16 protein-coding genes are annotated in these 17,337 nt (G+C 59.0%); 8 read left to right on the top strand and 8 right to left on the bottom strand.

Features of this window, described 5'->3' with window-relative positions; all coding sequences use genetic code 11:
• Nucleotides 1-26 precede the first annotated feature (26 nt).
• Nucleotides 27-1,559: a YifB family Mg chelatase-like AAA ATPase gene (locus tag ACQZ63_RS05520; RefSeq protein ID WP_113555654.1), complete on the top strand. Its 1,533-nt coding sequence runs from the start codon at nucleotides 27-29 to the stop codon at nucleotides 1,557-1,559.
• Between the two features lie 116 nt (nucleotides 1,560-1,675).
• Here the strand turns inward: ACQZ63_RS05520 and cysK are convergent, their stop codons facing one another.
• The 3 genes from cysK to dut form a co-directional block, all read right to left on the bottom strand.
• Nucleotides 1,676-2,644: a cysteine synthase A gene (cysK, locus tag ACQZ63_RS05515; protein ID WP_003514725.1), complete on the bottom strand. Its 969-nt coding sequence runs from the start codon at nucleotides 2,642-2,644 to the stop codon at nucleotides 1,676-1,678.
• Between the two features lie 156 nt (nucleotides 2,645-2,800).
• Entirely contained in the window at nucleotides 2,801-3,418 is a 618-nt protein-coding gene (locus ACQZ63_RS05510) for a LysE family translocator (protein ID WP_019564444.1), read from the bottom strand.
• Nucleotides 3,419-3,494: 76 nt separating this feature from the next.
• Nucleotides 3,495-3,965, bottom strand: coding sequence for a dUTP diphosphatase (dut, locus tag ACQZ63_RS05505; protein ID WP_025592237.1), 471 nt, complete (start codon nucleotides 3,963-3,965; stop codon nucleotides 3,495-3,497).
• A gap of 90 nt (nucleotides 3,966-4,055) precedes the next feature.
• Between dut and ACQZ63_RS05500 the strand changes: the two genes are divergently transcribed.
• From ACQZ63_RS05500 to ACQZ63_RS05490, 3 genes are all read left to right on the top strand, one after another.
• Nucleotides 4,056-5,639, top strand: a complete 1,584-nt coding sequence (locus tag ACQZ63_RS05500; protein WP_003514729.1) for a peptide chain release factor 3 — start codon at nucleotides 4,056-4,058, stop codon at nucleotides 5,637-5,639.
• Nucleotides 5,640-5,709: 70 nt separating this feature from the next.
• Nucleotides 5,710-6,915, top strand: coding sequence for a bifunctional phosphopantothenoylcysteine decarboxylase/phosphopantothenate--cysteine ligase CoaBC (gene coaBC, locus ACQZ63_RS05495; protein ID WP_113555583.1), 1,206 nt, complete (start codon nucleotides 5,710-5,712; stop codon nucleotides 6,913-6,915).
• Entirely contained in the window at nucleotides 6,912-7,271 is a 360-nt protein-coding gene (locus ACQZ63_RS05490) for an MmcQ/YjbR family DNA-binding protein (RefSeq protein ID WP_113555582.1), read from the top strand. Before coaBC ends, ACQZ63_RS05490 begins: the two co-directional genes overlap by 4 nt.
• Before the next feature lie 23 nt (nucleotides 7,272-7,294).
• Here ACQZ63_RS05490 and olsE read toward each other — a convergent pair whose 3' ends face one another.
• The 3 genes from olsE to ubiE form a co-directional block, all read right to left on the bottom strand.
• Entirely contained in the window at nucleotides 7,295-8,209 is a 915-nt protein-coding gene (gene olsE / locus ACQZ63_RS05485; RefSeq protein WP_112675293.1) for an ornithine lipid hydroxylase OlsE, read from the bottom strand.
• 163 nt (nucleotides 8,210-8,372) lie between these two features.
• On the bottom strand, nucleotides 8,373-9,947 hold the full coding sequence (gene ubiB / locus ACQZ63_RS05480; protein WP_113555581.1) for a 2-polyprenylphenol 6-hydroxylase: 1,575 nt from the start codon (nucleotides 9,945-9,947) through the stop codon (nucleotides 8,373-8,375).
• Nucleotides 9,948-9,983: 36 nt separating this feature from the next.
• Entirely contained in the window at nucleotides 9,984-10,760 is a 777-nt protein-coding gene (gene ubiE, locus ACQZ63_RS05475) for a bifunctional demethylmenaquinone methyltransferase/2-methoxy-6-polyprenyl-1,4-benzoquinol methylase UbiE (protein ID WP_080799684.1), read from the bottom strand.
• Nucleotides 10,761-10,903: 143 nt separating this feature from the next.
• Here ubiE and mutM point away from each other — a divergent pair, with 143 nt between their 5' ends.
• From mutM to dnaA, 4 genes are all read left to right on the top strand, one after another.
• A complete protein-coding gene (mutM, locus tag ACQZ63_RS05470; protein WP_111782858.1) occupies nucleotides 10,904-11,806 on the top strand; it encodes a bifunctional DNA-formamidopyrimidine glycosylase/DNA-(apurinic or apyrimidinic site) lyase in 903 nt (300 codons plus the stop codon).
• A gap of 31 nt (nucleotides 11,807-11,837) precedes the next feature.
• A complete protein-coding gene (locus ACQZ63_RS05465; protein WP_162763595.1) occupies nucleotides 11,838-12,611 on the top strand; it encodes an enoyl-CoA hydratase in 774 nt (257 codons plus the stop codon).
• 194 nt (nucleotides 12,612-12,805) lie between these two features.
• Nucleotides 12,806-13,072 (top strand): 30S ribosomal protein S20, encoded by a 267-nt coding sequence (rpsT, locus tag ACQZ63_RS05460; RefSeq protein ID WP_003493474.1) that lies wholly within the window; start codon nucleotides 12,806-12,808, stop codon nucleotides 13,070-13,072.
• Between the two features lie 871 nt (nucleotides 13,073-13,943).
• Nucleotides 13,944-15,407: a chromosomal replication initiator protein DnaA gene (gene dnaA, locus ACQZ63_RS05455; RefSeq protein ID WP_003514748.1), complete on the top strand. Its 1,464-nt coding sequence runs from the start codon at nucleotides 13,944-13,946 to the stop codon at nucleotides 15,405-15,407.
• 74 nt (nucleotides 15,408-15,481) lie between these two features.
• On the opposite strand, the gene hemW is transcribed toward dnaA, so the two are convergent.
• Together hemW and rdgB are read right to left on the bottom strand one after the other, a co-directional pair.
• Entirely contained in the window at nucleotides 15,482-16,681 is a 1,200-nt protein-coding gene (gene hemW / locus ACQZ63_RS05450; RefSeq protein WP_003514749.1) for a radical SAM family heme chaperone HemW, read from the bottom strand.
• A 5-nt stretch (nucleotides 16,682-16,686) separates the two neighbouring features.
• Nucleotides 16,687-17,331: an RdgB/HAM1 family non-canonical purine NTP pyrophosphatase gene (rdgB, locus tag ACQZ63_RS05445; protein WP_003514751.1), complete on the bottom strand. Its 645-nt coding sequence runs from the start codon at nucleotides 17,329-17,331 to the stop codon at nucleotides 16,687-16,689.
• Nucleotides 17,332-17,337 lie beyond the last annotated feature (6 nt).

Raw genomic sequence — 17,337 nt, 5'->3', positions numbered from 1 at the left:
TTGTGGCCGGTTTGCGGGGGCAGGCCATGGTGGCACGGGTCAATACGGTTGCATTTCAGGGAATAGAGGGTGTGCCGGTCGAGGTGCAGGTGATGGTCGCACCCGGAAAAGTCGGCATCCAGATCGTCGGCCTGCCGGACAAGGCGGTGGCGGAAAGCCGGGAGCGTGTGCAGGCCGCGCTCCACGCCTCCGGTCTGGCGCTGCCGGCAAAAAAAGTCACGGTCAATCTGGCGCCTGCGGATTTGCCCAAGGAAGGATCGCATTTCGATCTTCCGATCGCTTTGGGTCTCATGGCCGCTTTGGGAGCGATACCGGCGGAAGCGCTCGGGCAATATGTGGTTCTCGGCGAACTCAATCTCGATGGCACCATCGGCACGGTTTCGGGCGCTCTGCCCGCGGCCATCGGTGCCAATGCGCTCGGGAAGGGTTTGATTTGCCCGGCTGATAGCGGGCCGGAAGCAGCCTGGGCCGGGGCTGGCATCGATATTCTCGCCCCACGCAGCCTTATTGCGCTTGCCAACCATTTTCGCGGCACCCAGCTTCTCTCCCGCCCGATGCCCGCCATCCGTGCTAATCCGGTCAATTTGCCGGATCTGGCCGATATCAAGGGGCAGGAGACGGCCCGGCGCGCGTTGGAGGTGGCAGCTGCCGGTGGCCATAATCTGCTGATGGTTGGCCCGCCCGGCTCCGGTAAATCCATGCTCGCTGCGCGCTTGCCCTCAATTCTGCCGCCTCTCGAGGCTGCGGAATTGCTGGAAGTGTCCATGGTCCATTCCATCGCCGGCCAATTGTCCGGCGGCAAGCTGTCGGACCGCAGACCGTTTCGCACGCCACACCATTCCGCCACCATGGCCGCGCTGATCGGCGGAGGGCTGCGTGCCAAGCCGGGTGAGGCTTCACTTGCCCACCACGGCGTTCTTTTCCTCGATGAGTTCCCGGAGTTTGCGCCACAGGTGCTGGATGCGCTGCGCCAGCCGCTGGAAACGGGCGAATGCATCGTTGCCCGTGCCAATCACCGCGTCACCTATCCGGCGGAAATCCAGCTTGTCGCTGCGATGAACCCCTGCCGGTGCGGCAGAGCGGGGGAGCCGGGTTTCACTTGCGCCAGAGGGCCACGTTGCATGACAGATTATCAGGCCCGCATTTCCGGCCCGCTGATGGATCGCATCGATATCCGCATCGACGTTCCCGCCGTCTCCGCCACTGACCTCATCCGTCCCATGACTGCCGAACCGAGTTCGGTGGTGGCCGCCCGTGTCGCTTGCGCCCGCCTTGCGCAGCAGGAGCGTTATGCGGCGGCGGGCTCTTCAGGCATTCGCACCAACGCTCGCTGCACGACAACGCTGATCGAAAAATATGCGGAGCCCGATGCGTCCGGGCTGCAATTGCTGCGCGATGCTGCCGAACGGTTGAAGTTCTCCGCACGCGGTTATCATCGCATTCTCAAGGTCGCCCGCACATTGGCTGATTTGGACGGCAAACAAACTGTCGGACGTATCCATGTGGCGGAAGCCATTTCATACCGCATTGCCGGTGAAAGACTGACGGCGGCGGCATAAGCGGCCTTCCTTCGCCCTTTATCGGCTAAAACAATTGTGCCGCTGGCGGATGGCCGGCGGCACAATCGGTCATTGCGGTCAGGCGCGCGTTTGCGGCCTGACCGAAGAGGAACGGCTTAAAGCCCAAGCCCTTCGAAAAGGGCGGTCGAAAGGTAACGTTCCGCGAAGGAGGGAATGATGACGACGATATTCTTGCCGGCATTTTCCTCACGTGCGCCGACCTTGATCGCCGCTGCGAGTGCCGCGCCCGAGGAGATGCCGACGGGTACGCCTTCCAGCTTCGCCACCAGACGGGCGATTTCAAAAGCGTCGTCATTGGTCACGGTGACGATTTCGTCATAGATTCCAGTGTCGAGGATCGCGGGTGCAAAACCGGCGCCGATGCCCTGGATCTTGTGCGGACCGGGGTTGCCACCGGAAAGAACCGGGCTGTCGGCTGGCTCGACGGCAATGACCTTCACCTCCGGCTTGCGGGATTTCAGCACCTGGCCCGTACCGGTGATAGTGCCACCCGTGCCGATGCCCGAAACAAAAATATCAACAGCACCCTCGGTATCGTTCCAGATTTCTTCCGCCGTCGTCTTGCGATGAATATCCGGGTTTGCGGGGTTTTCGAACTGCTGGGGAATAATCGCGTCTGGAAGGGTTTCGGCCAGTTCCTGTGCCTTGGCGATGGCGCCCTTCATGCCCTTCGGGCCTTCAGTCAACACCAGTTCCGCGCCCAGCAAGGCGAGCATTTTCCGGCGTTCGACCGACATCGTTTCCGGCATGGTCAAGATCAGCTTGTAACCCTTGGCGGCGGCGGCAAAGGCTAGCGCAATGCCCGTGTTGCCGGAGGTCGGCTCAACCAGCGTCGTTTTGCCGGGGGTGATCTTGCCCTGGGCTTCCAGCGCTTCGATCATGGCAACGCCAATGCGGTCTTTCACGGAGGCGATGGGGTTGAAGAACTCCAGCTTGGCGAGAAGATTGGCCTTCACGCCCTTTTCCCTCGCCAGCTTGTCCAGCCGCACGATCGGCGTATCGCCGATTGTTTCGGTGATGGAGGAATAGACGCGTCCGCGTCCGGGCTTTCTGGCTTCGGGCATGATGCTCTCCTGTATGAAGGCCACACGTTGTGTGGCCGCAAGATTTCAGCGGCAGAATAGGAGCAATAGTCTTGTCAGGCCAGCGAACGTTCGTCCTAATATCATCTGATTACCGGAAAAAATTCACGATAAATCAGGCAAATGCACGAAATCGTTTCAGGTGCTGCGGATCGCGATCATGGTCGCCGTTCCCGCCAGAATTCCCGCCGCGGTGCGGTTGAGGATCGTCAACGCACTTGGCCGTTTCAGGAGGTTGCGCGCCTTGGCAGCAAGCAGGATGTAAGGCAGGAGAACGGCCATCAACACGACGAAGGTCAGCGCCAGAAGTGTCGCATATTCCGATGGGCCGATCATGCGGATGTCGATCAGCGTCGGCACCAGCGCCACATAAAACAGCATGGTTTTTGGATTACCCAGCGTGATCAGCAGGCCGGACAGAAACGACATGGGAATGCTGGTGCTTTTTTTCGCCTTCAGGTCCTGCGGCAAGAGGCCGGCGGTCCAGAGCTTCCATGCGATATAGAGAAGATAGGCTGCGCCGGCAAACTTCAGGACCATGAAGGCCTCCTGAAAAGTCTGCGCCACGAAGGCGAGGCCGAGGATCACGCCCGTCAGGTAGATCATGTCGCCCAGCACCAGCCCGAGGCCCATGAAGAAGGTTTCCCGAAACCCCGATCCAAGCGCCCGCGCCACGATCGCCGTCATGCCGGGGCCAGGGATGGCAGCGGCGATGAAGAGTGCGGTGGCATAGGCAAGAAGGGTCGTCAGCGTCATGGTCATTTTCCCCGAAAATCCGCCAGATCAATAGCGAAAATCAGGGGTGAAAACAATCGCCCATAAAGGGGGCTGGTCAAAGCCCCGTGGAGCCGAAACCACCGGCACCGCGTGCCGTCTCGGATGTTTCGGCCACTTCGCTGACTGCCACCTGCGTAACTGGTGCAATCACCATCTGTGCGATGCGCATGCCGCGCTCGATGACAAAATCGGCCTGCCCCAGATTGGCGAGAATGACCTTCACTTCGCCGCGATAGTCGCTGTCCACCGTGCCGGGGGAATTGAGGCAGGTGATGCCGTTCTTGATGGCGAGGCCGGAGCGCGGACGGATTTGCGCCTCATAGCCTTGTGGAACCTCGAAGACGAAACCGGTCGGCACCAGCGCCCGTTCGCCCGGCTGCAAAGTCAGCGGTTCATCGGCCGGCACTGCGGCGCGCAGGTCCATTCCGGCGGCGCCACGGGTTTCATAGGAAGGCAATTCGAGGTCTGCGCCATTGGCGAGACGCACAAGCCGGAGGAGGGGGCGATTATCATTTTGAACGGTCATGCGGCATTAGTTTGCCGAGATCGCGGCAAGGTCAATTGCAAATGCGGGCCTGAAACGCTAGATACCCCGCAATTCCACAGGATTTGTCAGATGGCCGAAACACTTGCCGAGGCGGTCTCCCGCCGCCGCACCTTTGCTATTATTGCGCACCCGGACGCGGGTAAGACCACGCTTACGGAAAAACTGCTGCTGTTCGGCGGAGCGATCCAGCTTGCCGGCGAGGTGAAGGCGAAGAAGGATCGCATCCAGACCCGTTCGGACTGGATGAAGATCGAGCGCGAGCGCGGCATTTCGGTCGTCACTTCGGTCATGACCTTCGAATATAACGACCGCGTCTTCAACATCCTCGATACGCCCGGCCACGAAGACTTTGCCGATGACACCTACCGCACGCTGACGGCGGTGGATGCGGCGATCATGGTTATCGATGCCGCCAAGGGTATCGAGCCGCGCACGCTGAAGCTTTTCGAAGTTTGCCGCATGCGCGATATTCCGATCATCACCTTCATCAACAAGATGGACCGCGAAAGCCGCGATCCCTTCGAGATTCTGGATGAGGTCGAGGAAAAGCTGGCGCTCGATACCGCGCCGATCACCTGGCCGGTCGGCCGGGCGAAGAGCTTCTGTGGCGCTTACAATCTTGCTGAAAACACCTTTCGTGGCAACGACACGCAGGTGGATGGCCTTTCGGTCAACGGCCCTCAGGCTGTGGCCGATCGTCTGCCGGAAAATGAGCGAAAGGTCTTTATCGAGGAAACGGAACTGGCTCTGGAAGCCTGCCGCCCCTTCGACCGTCAGGCGTTCCTGGAAGGTCACATGACGCCGGTATTCTTCGGTTCGGCGCTGCGCAATTTCGGTGTGCGCGACCTCATCAATGCGCTGGGTGATTTCGCCCCGCCGCCGCGCGATCAGGTGGCGGATACCCGCACCGTGCATGCGGCGGAAGACAAGATGACGGCCTTCGTGTTCAAGATTCAGGCCAATATGGATCCCAACCATCGCGACCGCATCGCCTTTGCCCGCATCTGCTCCGGCAAGCTGGAGCGCGGCATGAAGGCGCGGCTGTCGCGCACCGGCAAGCTCATGGGGCTGACCGCACCGCAATTCTTCTTCGCGTCACAGCGCCAGCTGGCCGATACCGCCTTTGCGGGCGATGTGGTCGGCATTCCCAACCACGGCACGCTGCGCATCGGTGATACGCTGACCGAGGGTGAAAACCTCGTATTCCAGGGCGTGCCGAACTTCTCGCCGGAAATCCTGCGCCGCGTGCGCTTGGAAGACGCGATGAAGGCGAAGAAGCTGAAGGAAGCTTTGCAGCAGATGGCGGAAGAAGGTGTCGTGCAGCTCTTTTCACCAGAAGACGGCTCGCCCGCCATCGTCGGCGTTGTCGGCGCGCTGCAGCTCGATGTGTTGAAGGAACGGCTGATGGGCGAATATGGCCTGCCGGTCTCGTTTGAAATGTCTCGCTTTTCCGTCTGCCGCTGGATCTCGTCCGATCAGCCGGCGGAAATGGACAAGTTCCTCAACGTCAAGCGCGGCGATATCGCTCGCGATCTGGATGGCGATCCGGTGTTTCTGGCGCAGGATGCCTTCTCGCTGCGGTATGAATCCGAGCGGTTTCCGGCGATCAAGATGGTCGCGATCAAGGAATATCACGTCGCCAAGGCGGCGTGATATCAGCCGGATTGCACTTTGAATGCCAAGGGCTTAGTTTCCCGGTTAAACGGGAAACTGGTCCGGCATCATGACGCTTTCAGGCAAACATATTCTCCTCATCATCTCCGGCGGCATCGCGGCCTATAAGAGCCTCGACCTCATCCGCCGTCTGAAAGAGCGCGGCGCCAAGGTGACGCCAGTCATGACGAAGGGCGCACAGGAATTCGTCACTCCGCTTGCTGTTGGCGCACTGTCCGCCACCCACGTCTTCACCGAGCTTTTTTCGAGGCAGGACGAGCAGGATGTCGGGCATATCCGGCTCGCACGCGAATGCGACCTCGTGCTGGTCGCGCCCGCCACCGCTGATCTGATGGCGAAGATGGCGAATGGTCTGGCTGATGATCTTGCCTCCACAATCTTTCTGGCGACCGATCGGAAGGTGCTGGTCGCACCTGCCATGAACCCAAAAATGTGGTCGGCAAAGCCAACGGTGCGCAATGTCGAAACGCTGAAAAAAGACGGCGTGTTTTTCATCGGCCCTATGGCAGGCGAAATGGCGGAAAAGGGCGAGGCTGGTCTTGGTCGTATGGCGGAGCCTTTGCAGATCGTCCAAGGCGTTGAGGCTTTGCTGGATGGCGGGCCGAAGCCTTTAAAAGGCAGAACGGCGATCGTTACCTCCGGCCCCACCCATGAGCCGATCGATCCGGTGCGTTACATCGCCAACCGCTCCTCCGGCAAGCAGGGCCATGCCATCGCAGCTGCGCTTGCGGAATTGGGTGCGGAGGTAACGCTGGTCTCGGGTCCCGTCACGATTGCCGATCCGGCGGGCGTTGCAACGGTCCATGTCGAGCGTGCCGAGGAGATGCGCGATGCGGTGATTTCAAGGCTGCCGGTGGATATCGCCGTCATGGTTGCCGCTGTCGCCGACTGGCGGGTGGCGGGTTCTTCGGAGCAGAAGATCAAAAAGCAGCCGGGCAATGCCCCACCTGCGCTGCAACTTATGGAAAACCCCGATATTCTCAAAACCGTCGGCCACCACGAAAAGCGCCCGAAGCTGGTGGTGGGTTTCGCCGCCGAGACGCAGGATGTGGAGAAAAACGGCCGAGCCAAACTGGAGCGCAAGGGCGCGGATTATATCGTTGCCAATGATGTTTCGACGGAAACCGGCATCATGGGCGGAGACCGCAACAGCGTGAAGATCATTTCGAATGAGGGTATCGAGGCCTGGCCTGATATGGACAAGGCCGAAGTCGCCAAACGTCTGGCGGCCCTTATCGCGGAGAAACTCGCATGAGCCTTTTCGATCGCAAGACATTCGGCAGGTTGCTCGGGGAATGGCCGGGCGTCCGTTTCGTCGATCAGTGGGATTCCCACGTTGCCAAGGTCGGAGACAAGGTCTTTTCCGTTTTGGGTGAACGTGACGACTGGCGGCTTGTGGTGAAATGTTCGGAGGAAAGCTTCGAAATCCTCACCTCACTGGAGGGCATCCATCAGGCACCTTATTTCGCCAAGCGCAAATGGATATCGATCTCCGATCATTCACCGCTGGAGCAAGAGGAGCTGGAACACTATGTCCGCCGCTCCTATGAACTCGTTGCCGCAGGGCTGACGAAGAAGCTGCGGATCGAACTGGGAATTCTCCCGGCCTGAAGGCGGCATTACCGCCAATCCCTTCAATTTTCTTTCGTGTTTCGCCCGATGATCTGGCGAACCCCTTCCTTGGTGAAAGGCTGAAAAAGCTGTGGCAGAAAGCCCTTTGCAATTTCTCCCTTGATGCCGATGTTGGTCGAGGAAGGGCGATCGGGATTGAAATAGCTGCCGAACAACTGGTCGAAAATGACAAGGTTCTCGCCATAATTGGTATTTCCCTCAGGCAGCTCTTTGGAGTGGTGCCAACGGTGCAGCCGGGGCGTGCTGAACACGTAGTCCAGAGGCCCGGTTTTCATATCCACATTGCAATGGGTCAGAATGCCGATGAAGGCGGTCACAGCCGCGAGCCACCAAAACACCTGCAACGGCGCGCCCATGAGATAAAGCGGAATCTGGCTAAGCGCGATCTTGAACAGCGAGTCGGCCACATGAAAACGGCCCGTATTCACGACCCAAAGGCGGACAACGCTGTGATGAAGCGCGTGAAAACGCCAGAAGAACACCGTTTCATGGGCGATACGGTGCGCCCAGTAGAGACCGAATTCAGCGATCATCAGGGCGAGCGTGACCTGAGCAACCATCGGCAATTGAGAAGGCCACAGATCGAATTTCATGGCCGCCAAAGGTTGCAGAAAAATGGCGGTCAGCATTGGAAAGAGCACCGCTGCCGTGGCAGCAAGCTGAACAAGCCCCTTGGTCAAGAGCGTGTGGGCGATATTGTTGACGGTTTCACCATCAGACTGAAGCCATTCCGTCTCATAGGGAATGTAACGCTCAAGAAGAAAAAGGCTGGCCACCGCGCCCGCGTAGACGGCGAGGAATGTGGTGATTGGATGCTCACTCGAAAAAGCGAAATAAGCCCCGGTAAGACCGAGAAAAAACACCATGGGCCACGAGCAATAGGTAAGGACCCGTTTTACGGCTTCATTTTTTGCCATCAATCTCAATTCCCGTCCGGCAATCATTTAACTTTCAATCAAGATCAGGTCATTATCCTCGATATGTTGCAGCAGCATGGTACGCATCTATCGAACTGGAAGACCGGCGAATTTCGGTTCGAAAGTGTGCCGCACCGGCGTGAGCGCCGAGTTTGAGTATCGTTTAGCTGATCCTGATCGCGATATAGAGAAGCGTGAGCGCAATCACCCAGAGCGCCGCCCGGCCCCATCTGGTGTGGCGCGCTTCCGCCTTGCCGATCGCTTCCGCGGTCTGGGCGTCGAAACGCAGGCCGTTCTCGCTCATATACACCAGGTCGGAATGCAGCTTCTCCGTCTTGGCAGCGATCTCGGGAGCCGCTTCCGCAAGCTTGAGAGCCGCCTTCACGCCGTCCTTCAGATCGGTGACAATGCGTTTCGGGCCAAGATTGTCTCTTATCCAGCCGCTGACGACCGGATCGGCCGCTTTCCACATGTTGAAACGCGGATTGAGCATGCGGGATACGCCTTCCACCACCACCATGGTCTTTTGCAGCATCACCAGTTCCGGGCGCGTTTCCATGTCGAAGAGCTCGGTAACTTCGAACAGTAGCGTCAGCAACTTGCCCATGGAGATCGTCTCGGCCGGCTGGCCGTGGATCGGTTCGCCGATGGCGCGGATCGCCTGCGCAAAGCTGGCTTTGTCGTGATGGCCCGGCACATAACCGGCCTCGAAATGCACCTCCGCGACGCGCATGTAATCGCGGGTGATGAAGCCGTAGAGGATTTCGGCAAGGAACCTGCGTTCTTTTTTGCCCAGCCGCCCGGCAATGCCCATATCCACGGCTACGATCATGCCCTGCGGATCGACAAAGAGATTGCCGGGGTGCATGTCGGCATGGAAAAAGCCGTCGCGCAACGTGTGCCGCAGGAAGGACTGGATGAGGGTATCAGCCAGCTTGTTGAGATCGTGACCGGCAGCCTTCAGTCCCTCAATATCCGACATCTTGACGCCGTCGATCCATTCCATGGTGACGACATCGCGGCCGGTGCGTTCCCAATCTACCTCCGGAACGCGGAATCCGGGGTCTTCTTTGGTATTTTCGGCAAGTTCGGAAAGGGCGGCGGCCTCAAGCCGCAGATCCATCTCGATCTTGGTTGTCTGTTCCAGCGTGCGAGTGACTTCCACCGGCCGCAGGCGGCGGGCAGAGCGGACGAAACGCTGTTGCAGGTCGGCGATCAGATACATCGCCTCCAGATCGTTCTGGAAGCGCTGGCGAACGCCGGGGCGAATGACCTTGACGGCGACCTTGCGCGGCCCTTTCGGCGTATCCACTATCGCCGGGTGAACCTGGGCGATGGAAGCGGCGGCGATCGGATCGCCAAATTCCGTGTAGAGTTCTGAAACAGACCGCCCGAGCGAACCTTCGATGTTAGCCTTGGCCGCGGCTGCGGGGAAAAATGCCATGCGGTCCTGCAGGCTCGCAAGATCGTCGGCGAAGTCGGCGCCGACCACATCCGGCCTTGTGGCCAGAAACTGTCCCATCTTCACATAGGACGGGCCAAGCCGCTCGACAGCTACCGCCAGCCGGTCGCTACGCTGCGCCCGCTTGGCCTTGCTGCGGGCGAATGGCTTCAGCAACGCCTTCATCACTTGCGCGGAGGCAGGAAGGTCATCGGATGGCAAGGCCAGCACGACGCCTTCGCGCACGAGAACCCAGCCAACCCTTGCGAGGCGGAAATATGCGCCCAAAGTGCTCATGCTTATGCTTGTCTCCTGCTTTTGCCGGGCATGGTCTTAAAGCTTCCAGCCGGAATGCAGGGCGGCGATACCGCCGGTGTAATTTGTATAGGTCACGCGCGAAAAGCCGGCGGTACGGATCATCGTCGCGAAATCCTCCTGATTGGGGAATTTGCGGATAGACTCGACCAGATATTGATAGGGCTCGGCATCACCGGTGATCATCTTGCCGAATTGCGGAATGGCGTTGAACGACCATGCATCATAGACGCGGTCGAGTAGCGGCATTTCCACTTCGGAAAATTCCAGCACCAGCAGTCGCCCGCCACGTTTCAGCACGCGGTAGGCTTCTTTCAGCGCAACGTCGATGCGCGGTACGTTGCGAATGCCGAAGGCGACCGTATAGGCGTCGAAGGTATTCGCCTCGAAGGGCAGCTCCTCGGCATTTGCTTCAACGAAGGTCAGATTGTCGGAGAGCTTTCGTTTTGCAGCGCGCTCCTCGCCAACGGCAAGCATCGAGCCGTTGATATCGAGAACGGTGGCATGCGCCAGACGGTTGGAGGCTTCCACGATGCGGAAAGCGATATCGCCGGTGCCACCAGCTACGTCAAGCACCTTATAAGAGGCGTCCTTGCGCGGTGAAAGCGAGGACACCATGGCGTCCTTCCACAGCCGGTGCAGGCCGGCCGACATCACGTCGTTCATAATGTCGTAGCGCTTGGCCACCTTGTGGAAGACATCGTTGACCAGCCCCTGCTTTTTGCCTTCGTCCACTTTGTGGAAGCCATAGGACGTTTCCATGCCGCCTTGGGCAGTGGTACGGGCGTCGGTCATCGTCTGTCTCCATATTAATTGCGTGGCGGACCATAGCGGAAACGCCATGGCGACGCTATCTGTTGCCGCATCGCCTGGGCGCGACATTTCGCGTGCATTGTATAGACCACATGGTCCTAACGATAAACTGCCGGATAAGCCAGATGCCAGAATTGCCAGAAGTCGAAACCGTTAGACGCGGCCTCGCGCCCACCATGGAAGGGGCAAGAATCCGCAAGCTCCACCTTGGCCGTCCCGATCTGCGCTTTCCGTTCCCGGAGGACTTCGCGGGCCTGATCGAGGGCAGGACGATCATATCGCTCGGGCGCAGGGCGAAGTATCTCTTGATAGAGCTGGAAGACGGGCTGACGATCGTTGCCCATCTTGGAATGTCCGGCTCGTTCCGTATCGAGGCGGCGGCAGATGAGGCAGGGAATAGGAACGCGCCCGGCGCGTTTCATTATGCCCGCTCGAAGGACGGCAAGCACGATCATGTCGTCTTTCATCTGGATAAGGGCGAAGAGCGCATCTGCGTCATCTATAATGACCCGCGCCGCTTCGGCTTCATGCATCTGGTGGAGCGCAACAAGCTCGACCTCTACCCCGCTTTTGCGGAGCTGGGACCGGAACCGACCGGCAACGCGCTGAGCGCGGATTATCTCGCGAGCCGGTTCCAGGGTAAAAGCCAGCCGTTAAAAAGCACGCTGCTGGACCAGAAGGTCATTGCGGGCCTCGGCAATATCTATGTCTGTGAGGCGCTGTGGCGTGCCCATCTCTCGCCTTTGCGGGCGGCGGGAACGCTGGTGACCAAAACGGGAGAGCCGAAGCCGCAGCTCATCAATCTCACGGAGAAGATCCGGGACGTGATCGCGGACGCAATCGCTGCCGGCGGCTCTTCCCTGCGCGACCATATACAGACGGACGGAACGCTCGGTTATTTTCAGCATTCCTTTTCAGTCTACGATCAGGAAGGCCAGCCTTGCCGTACACCCGGCTGCGGGGGTACGGTTGAAAGGATAGTGCAGGCCGGTCGTTCGACCTTTTATTGCGCGGCCTGCCAGAAGTAGCTGAGGCGGAATAATGGCGAGGGAGACTGCCGTGGATTATGAAACGATACTGGTCGAGAAGCGCGACGAGGTGGGCGTCATCACGCTCAACCGGCCCAAGGCGCTCAACGCCCTCAATTCGGTGCTTCTGAGGGAACTTCGGCACATTCTCTCCTCGTTCTCTGCTGACGATTCCATCGGCGCGATCATTATAACGGGGTCGGAAAAGGCATTTGCCGCTGGCGCGGACATCAAGGAAATGCAGGGGCTGGATTTTGTCGATGCCTATGTCGGCGACTTTCTCGGCGGCTGGGACGAGGTCGCATCGACCCGCAAGCCGGTCATTGCCGCAGTCTCCGGCTTTGCGCTGGGCGGCGGGTGTGAGCTGGCAATGATGTGCGATTTCATCATCGCTTCGGACACGGCGAAATTCGGCCAGCCGGAAATCACGCTTGGCGTCATTCCCGGCATGGGCGGCTCGCAGCGGCTGACGCGGGCGGTGGGCAAGGCGAAGGCGATGGATCTGGTTCTGACCGGCCGCATGATGGATGCAGCCGAGGCAGAGCGCGCCGGCCTCGTTTCGCGGATCGTCCCCGCGGCAAATCTTATGGATGAGGCGGTGGATGCCGCCACGCGCATCGCCTCGCTGTCTCGCGCTTCCGTTCTCATGGCCAAGGAAAGCGTCAATCGCTCCTTCGAGGTTCCTCTTTCGGAAGGGCTGAGATATGAAAGGCGATCCTTTCAGTCGCTCTTTGCAACAGCGGATCAGAAGGAGGGCATGGCGGCCTTCGTTGAAAAGCGCAAACCCGCTTTCCGGAATCGCTAAGGATTCGGAATATCGGCGTTTTCCGCCATTTGCGCGTTGACGGGCGTACGCTTTAGCGGTATATGCCCGCCCACGGTTAAGGAAAGCCATCCGGCTTGTCCGAAATTACTCCCGCATTCTTGGGTTAAGTGAGGTCTTCGAACGACCCGATCCTCTGGTTGCGGAATTTGGTTTGAATTCGAAGAGAGGCATACATGGCCAATACAACTTCGGCGAAAAAGGCGACCCGCAAGATCGCTCGCCGTACCGCAGTCAACAAGGCTCGCCGTTCGCGCGTTCGCGGCTTCATCCGCAAGGTCGAGGAAGCTATCGCTTCGGGCGATCTGGCAGTAGCCACCGAAGCTCTGAAGGCAGCTCAGCCTGAGATCCAGCGCGCAGCGACGCGTGGCGTTCTGCATGGCAACACGGCATCCCGTAAGGTGTCGCGTCTTGCCCAGCGCGTTAAGGCTCTTTCCGCCTAATCCGGCTAATCACAATTAACTATTCAAAAAGCCTGGTCTTTTGACCGGGCTTTTTGTGATTCTAACCCTACGTTAATCATTCCTGCCGTAACGTGACAAACGCGTGTCAGATGAGCGACAAGAAAAACTGAATAAAAACAATGGATTGCCGGAGGTCTCCCGAAAAATGGGAAGCTTTCTCTACGGAAGTCGCAGCCAGTTTTGAGTCAAGAAGATTTTTATTTTTTTGCCAAAACGGGCTATCGAAAAATGCCAAAATTGAATCTCATTGATTCATAAGCGATTCTGCTTCGGACCTTGCCGGTGATGCAAAACGACCATTGCGAGTCAATGGTCGATCTGAGTTTTTGCAGAAAAAACGCCATTGATCTCTCCCCACGATCCTGCCTAAATGCATTTCAACAAGGGGTGCGGATCTCAGTCCACAGATTATCTCGATGATCGTATCGACGATATTCACCTTCTTGCTGGCGGGCCTTTCGAGGTCCGTTTTCTCAGGTCATTGAGCTTTTTGTGCCGTTTCGGTCTCGGAACGGGCTGGAGCTTTTTGTCCTTAAGAATGCGCCTTACAGTTGTAGCGAAAGGAGCGTTTTTAGCGTGTCGCAGGCCTCTCCATGAAGGGGAGGGAAATGGGATAACCGGCTCGCAAACAAGTAGTAGTCTTTGACGCTCTTTCGAGGGGAGTGCTGGAGGCGGGAAATAATACGAGGGGGATCTCTGGCGATCGTTTTTTGATCGTCAGGCTATGATTGGCAATTTGAAAGGCGGCAATATGCAATTGAATTTGGCGATGGGTGCGGTGGCCGATGGGGACCGCGCACCACAGGCTCGTGATGCAGCTTGCTCAGAAGCGGCAGGGGATAAATCGGCAATGAAGCACGATGCGCTGTTTGAACGTTTTAGCGCGCGGCTGAAGGCACAGGTTGGTCCCGAGGTCTATGCAAGCTGGTTTGCACGGCTCAAACTCCACACCGTTTCGAAAAGCGTCGTCCGTTTTACCGTTCCGACGACCTTTCTGAAGTCCTGGATCAACAACCGTTATATGGATCTGATCACCAGTCTCGTCCAAAGCGAGGATCCGGACGTGCTGAAGGTGGAAATTCTTGTCCGCTCCGCCAGCCGCCCGGCCCGCCCCGCGCAGGTCGAGGAACGGGTGCAGCCCGTTCAGGACATGGGCGCGGTTGCGCGCAACAAGTCCTTCATTCCGTCGCAGCCGGCGACAGCACCTTCTGCACAGCCTGCGGCGGCGCAGGCGACGCTGCGGCAGGGTAGCTCCGGGCCGCTGTTCGGTTCGCCGCTCGATACACGTTTCACCTTTGACACTTTTGTCGAGGGCTCGTCCAACCGCGTCGCGCTTGCGGCGGCAAAGACGATCGCTGAAGCGGGTGCCGGTGCTGTGCGCTTCAATCCGCTGTTCATTCATGCGGGTGTCGGGCTTGGCAAGACACACCTTCTGCAGGCGATTGCCAATGCCGCCATCGACAGCCCGCGCAACCCGCGTGTGGTCTATCTGACGGCCGAATATTTCATGTGGCGTTTTGCGACCGCGATCCGCGACAATGATGCGCTGACGCTGAAGGACACCCTGCGCAATATCGACCTTCTTGTCATCGACGACATGCAGTTCCTGCAGGGCAAGATGATCCAGCACGAATTCTGCCACCTGTTGAACATGCTGCTCGACAGCGCCAAGCAGGTAGTCGTGGCCGCTGACCGCGCGCCGTGGGAGCTGGAATCGCTTGATCCGCGTGTCCGTTCGCGCCTTCAGGGTGGCATGGCCATCGAGATCGAAGGTCCCGATTACGACATGCGCTACGAAATGCTCAACCGTCGCATGGGTTCTGCGCGTCAGGACGATCCGTCTTTCGAGATTTCGGACGAAATACTGACCCATGTGGCCAAAAGCGTGACAGCGAGCGGACGCGAGCTTGAAGGCGCCTTCAACCAGCTGATGTTCCGACGCTCTTTCGAGCCGAACCTCTCGGTTGACCGTGTCGATGAGCTGCTGTCGCACCTCGTCGGTAGTGGGGAGGCCAAGCGCGTCCGTATCGAGGATATTCAGCGCATCGTCGCCAGGCATTATAATGTGTCGCGGCAGGAGCTGGTTTCCAACCGTCGCACCCGCGTCATCGTCAAGCCGCGCCAGATCGCCATGTATCTGGCCAAGATGCTGACACCGCGCTCATTTCCCGAGATCGGTCGCCGTTTCGGCGGTCGCGACCACACCACGGTTCTTCACGCGGTGCGCAAGATCGAGGATCTGATTTCCGGCGACACCAAGCTCGGCCACGAGGTTGAGCTGCTGAAGCGCCTGATCAACGAAAACAACGCATGAAAAAAGCGGCCTTTGGGCCGCTTTTTTATTGGTTTCTCGGTTGTTGATTGGCTCAGGACCAGGCAGGCTGCCGGTCAGCAGGCGAGATCGGCGACCACGGCATCCAGAATAAGCATGCCGGAAGGAGTGCAGCGCAGGCGGGAATTGCCGATCCGTTCCACGAAGCCGTGTTGCAGGAGGAATTCCTCTTTCTCCGGGTCGAGCTCGCGGCCGGAGAGATCGCTCCAGCGAGCAAGATCAATGCCTTCGCGCAGGCGAAGGCCCATCAGCAGCAATTCGTCTGCCTGTTCGTCGACGCCGAGAAGCTCCTGATCGACCATGCCGTGGCCTTCACGCTCGACGGTCTCGAGCCAGGTTTCGGGATGGCGCTCGGTGACGGTGGCGAGCTTGGAGGCGCCATTGGTCAGGCGTCCATGCGCACCGGGTCCAATACCGGCATAATCGCCATAACGCCAATAGGTCAGGTTATGGCGGCTTTCCGCACCGGGGCGGGCGTGATTGGAAACCTCGTACGCCGGCATGCCGTAACGCTCGGTGATTTCCTGCGTCGCTTCATAAAGCACCGCCGAATGCTCGCCATCCGGTACGATCAGCTTGCCAGCCTTGTGCAGCCCGTAAAACGGCGTGCCTTCCTCGATAGTGAGCTGATAGAGCGACAGATGGTCGACGGCGTAGGAGACGGCTTCCTTCAGCTCAGCGTCCCATTCGGCCACCGTCTGGTTCGGGCGGGCGTAAATCAGATCGAAGGACATGCGCGGAAAAATTTCCCGCGCCAGCCGGATGGCTTTAAGCGCATCGGCAACATCATGCAGACGGCCAAGGAACTTCAGGTCCCGGTCGTTCAGCGCCTGGACGCCGAGCGAGACGCGATTGACGCCGGCTGCCCGGTAACCGCGAAACCGCTCCGCCTCGACGCTTGAAGGATTGGCCTCCATGGTGATCTCGATACCATCAGGCACATGCCAGAAGCGCGAAACGCCATCAAGAAGCGCGCCTACGGTCTGCGGGTCCATCAGCGAAGGTGTGCCGCCGCCCATGAAAATGCTGGTAACGACACGCGGACCGCTGAGCGCCCGCATCTTTGCCATTTCGCTGAGGAACGCCGCAGTGAACCGTTCCTGATCCACCGGGCGGTGGCGGACATGGCTGTTGAAATCGCAATAGGGGCATTTGGCCGCACAGAAGGGCCAGTGCAGATAGATCCCGAAACCGGGATCGCCCGTATCCGGCAGAAGCGACGCGCCGGGGGCAGAAAGTTGGTGCTCCCCGGTCATCGGGTTCATGCCTCCAGACAGGTTTCGACGAATTTTTTGAACGCGCGGGCACGGTGGGAGAGCGCAAACGCATCGCCGTGCTTCCAGCCGTGTTTTTCGTCTGCGGTCATTTCACCGAATGTGGTGTCGTAACCTTCCGGTTTGAAGATGGGGTCATAGCCGAAACCGCTTGTTCCGCGCGGTGGCCACGCCACCGTGCCTTCCACCTCGCCGCGAAAATATTCGACATGCCCGTCCGGCCAGGCAAGGCACAGCACGCTGACGAAGCGGCCCGTGCGGTCTTCCGGCTTCGTTGCACCGCGTTCGGCAAGCGCATCCTCGACCTTCTGCATGGCCATGGCGAAGTCGCGCGTACCGTCAGCCGTTTCAGCCCAATTGGCGGTGTAAACGCCCGGCGCGCCATCCAGCGCATCGATCACCAGACCGGAATCGTCAGACAGAGCCGGCAGGCCGGACGCCTTCGCAGACGCAAGCGCCTTGATGGCAGCATTTTCCTCAAAGGTGGTGCCTGTCTCGTCCGGCTCCACGAAGTTCAGCTCCGCAGCCGATTTGGCTGAAAAGCCGAAAGGCCCGATCAGGTCGGCGATTTCGGCGATCTTGCCCTTGTTGTGGCTGGCGACAACGATCGTTCTGGTATCGAGCTTGCGCATGACGTT

This window comes from Agrobacterium sp. CG160-95 (genome assembly GCF_053521725.1).
Note: the sequence above shows the minus strand (reverse complement) of the source record. Positions and strands in the feature narration are given on the sequence as shown.

Coding starts and splice junctions, on each gene's coding strand:
- mutM (WP_111782858.1), top strand. CDS start 10,904: ATGCCAGAATTGCCAGAAGTCGAAACCGTTAGACGCGGCCTCGCGCCC.
- olsE (WP_112675293.1), bottom strand. CDS start 8,209: ATGGCAAAAAATGAAGCCGTAAAACGGGTCCTTACCTATTGCTCGTGG.
- ACQZ63_RS05510 (WP_019564444.1), bottom strand. CDS start 3,418: ATGACGCTGACGACCCTTCTTGCCTATGCCACCGCACTCTTCATCGCC.
- rdgB (WP_003514751.1), bottom strand. CDS start 17,331: ATGCGCAAGCTCGATACCAGAACGATCGTTGTCGCCAGCCACAACAAG.
- ACQZ63_RS05490 (WP_113555582.1), top strand. CDS start 6,912: ATGAGCCTTTTCGATCGCAAGACATTCGGCAGGTTGCTCGGGGAATGG.
- coaBC (WP_113555583.1), top strand. CDS start 5,710: ATGACGCTTTCAGGCAAACATATTCTCCTCATCATCTCCGGCGGCATC.
- ACQZ63_RS05500 (WP_003514729.1), top strand. CDS start 4,056: ATGGCCGAAACACTTGCCGAGGCGGTCTCCCGCCGCCGCACCTTTGCT.
- ubiB (WP_113555581.1), bottom strand. CDS start 9,947: ATGAGCACTTTGGGCGCATATTTCCGCCTCGCAAGGGTTGGCTGGGTT.
- ubiE (WP_080799684.1), bottom strand. CDS start 10,760: ATGACCGACGCCCGTACCACTGCCCAAGGCGGCATGGAAACGTCCTAT.
- ACQZ63_RS05520 (WP_113555654.1), top strand. CDS start 27: ATGGTGGCACGGGTCAATACGGTTGCATTTCAGGGAATAGAGGGTGTG.
- rpsT (WP_003493474.1), top strand. CDS start 12,806: ATGGCCAATACAACTTCGGCGAAAAAGGCGACCCGCAAGATCGCTCGC.
- hemW (WP_003514749.1), bottom strand. CDS start 16,681: ATGACCGGGGAGCACCAACTTTCTGCCCCCGGCGCGTCGCTTCTGCCG.
- cysK (WP_003514725.1), bottom strand. CDS start 2,644: ATGCCCGAAGCCAGAAAGCCCGGACGCGGACGCGTCTATTCCTCCATC.
- dut (WP_025592237.1), bottom strand. CDS start 3,965: ATGACCGTTCAAAATGATAATCGCCCCCTCCTCCGGCTTGTGCGTCTC.
- dnaA (WP_003514748.1), top strand. CDS start 13,944: ATGAAGCACGATGCGCTGTTTGAACGTTTTAGCGCGCGGCTGAAGGCA.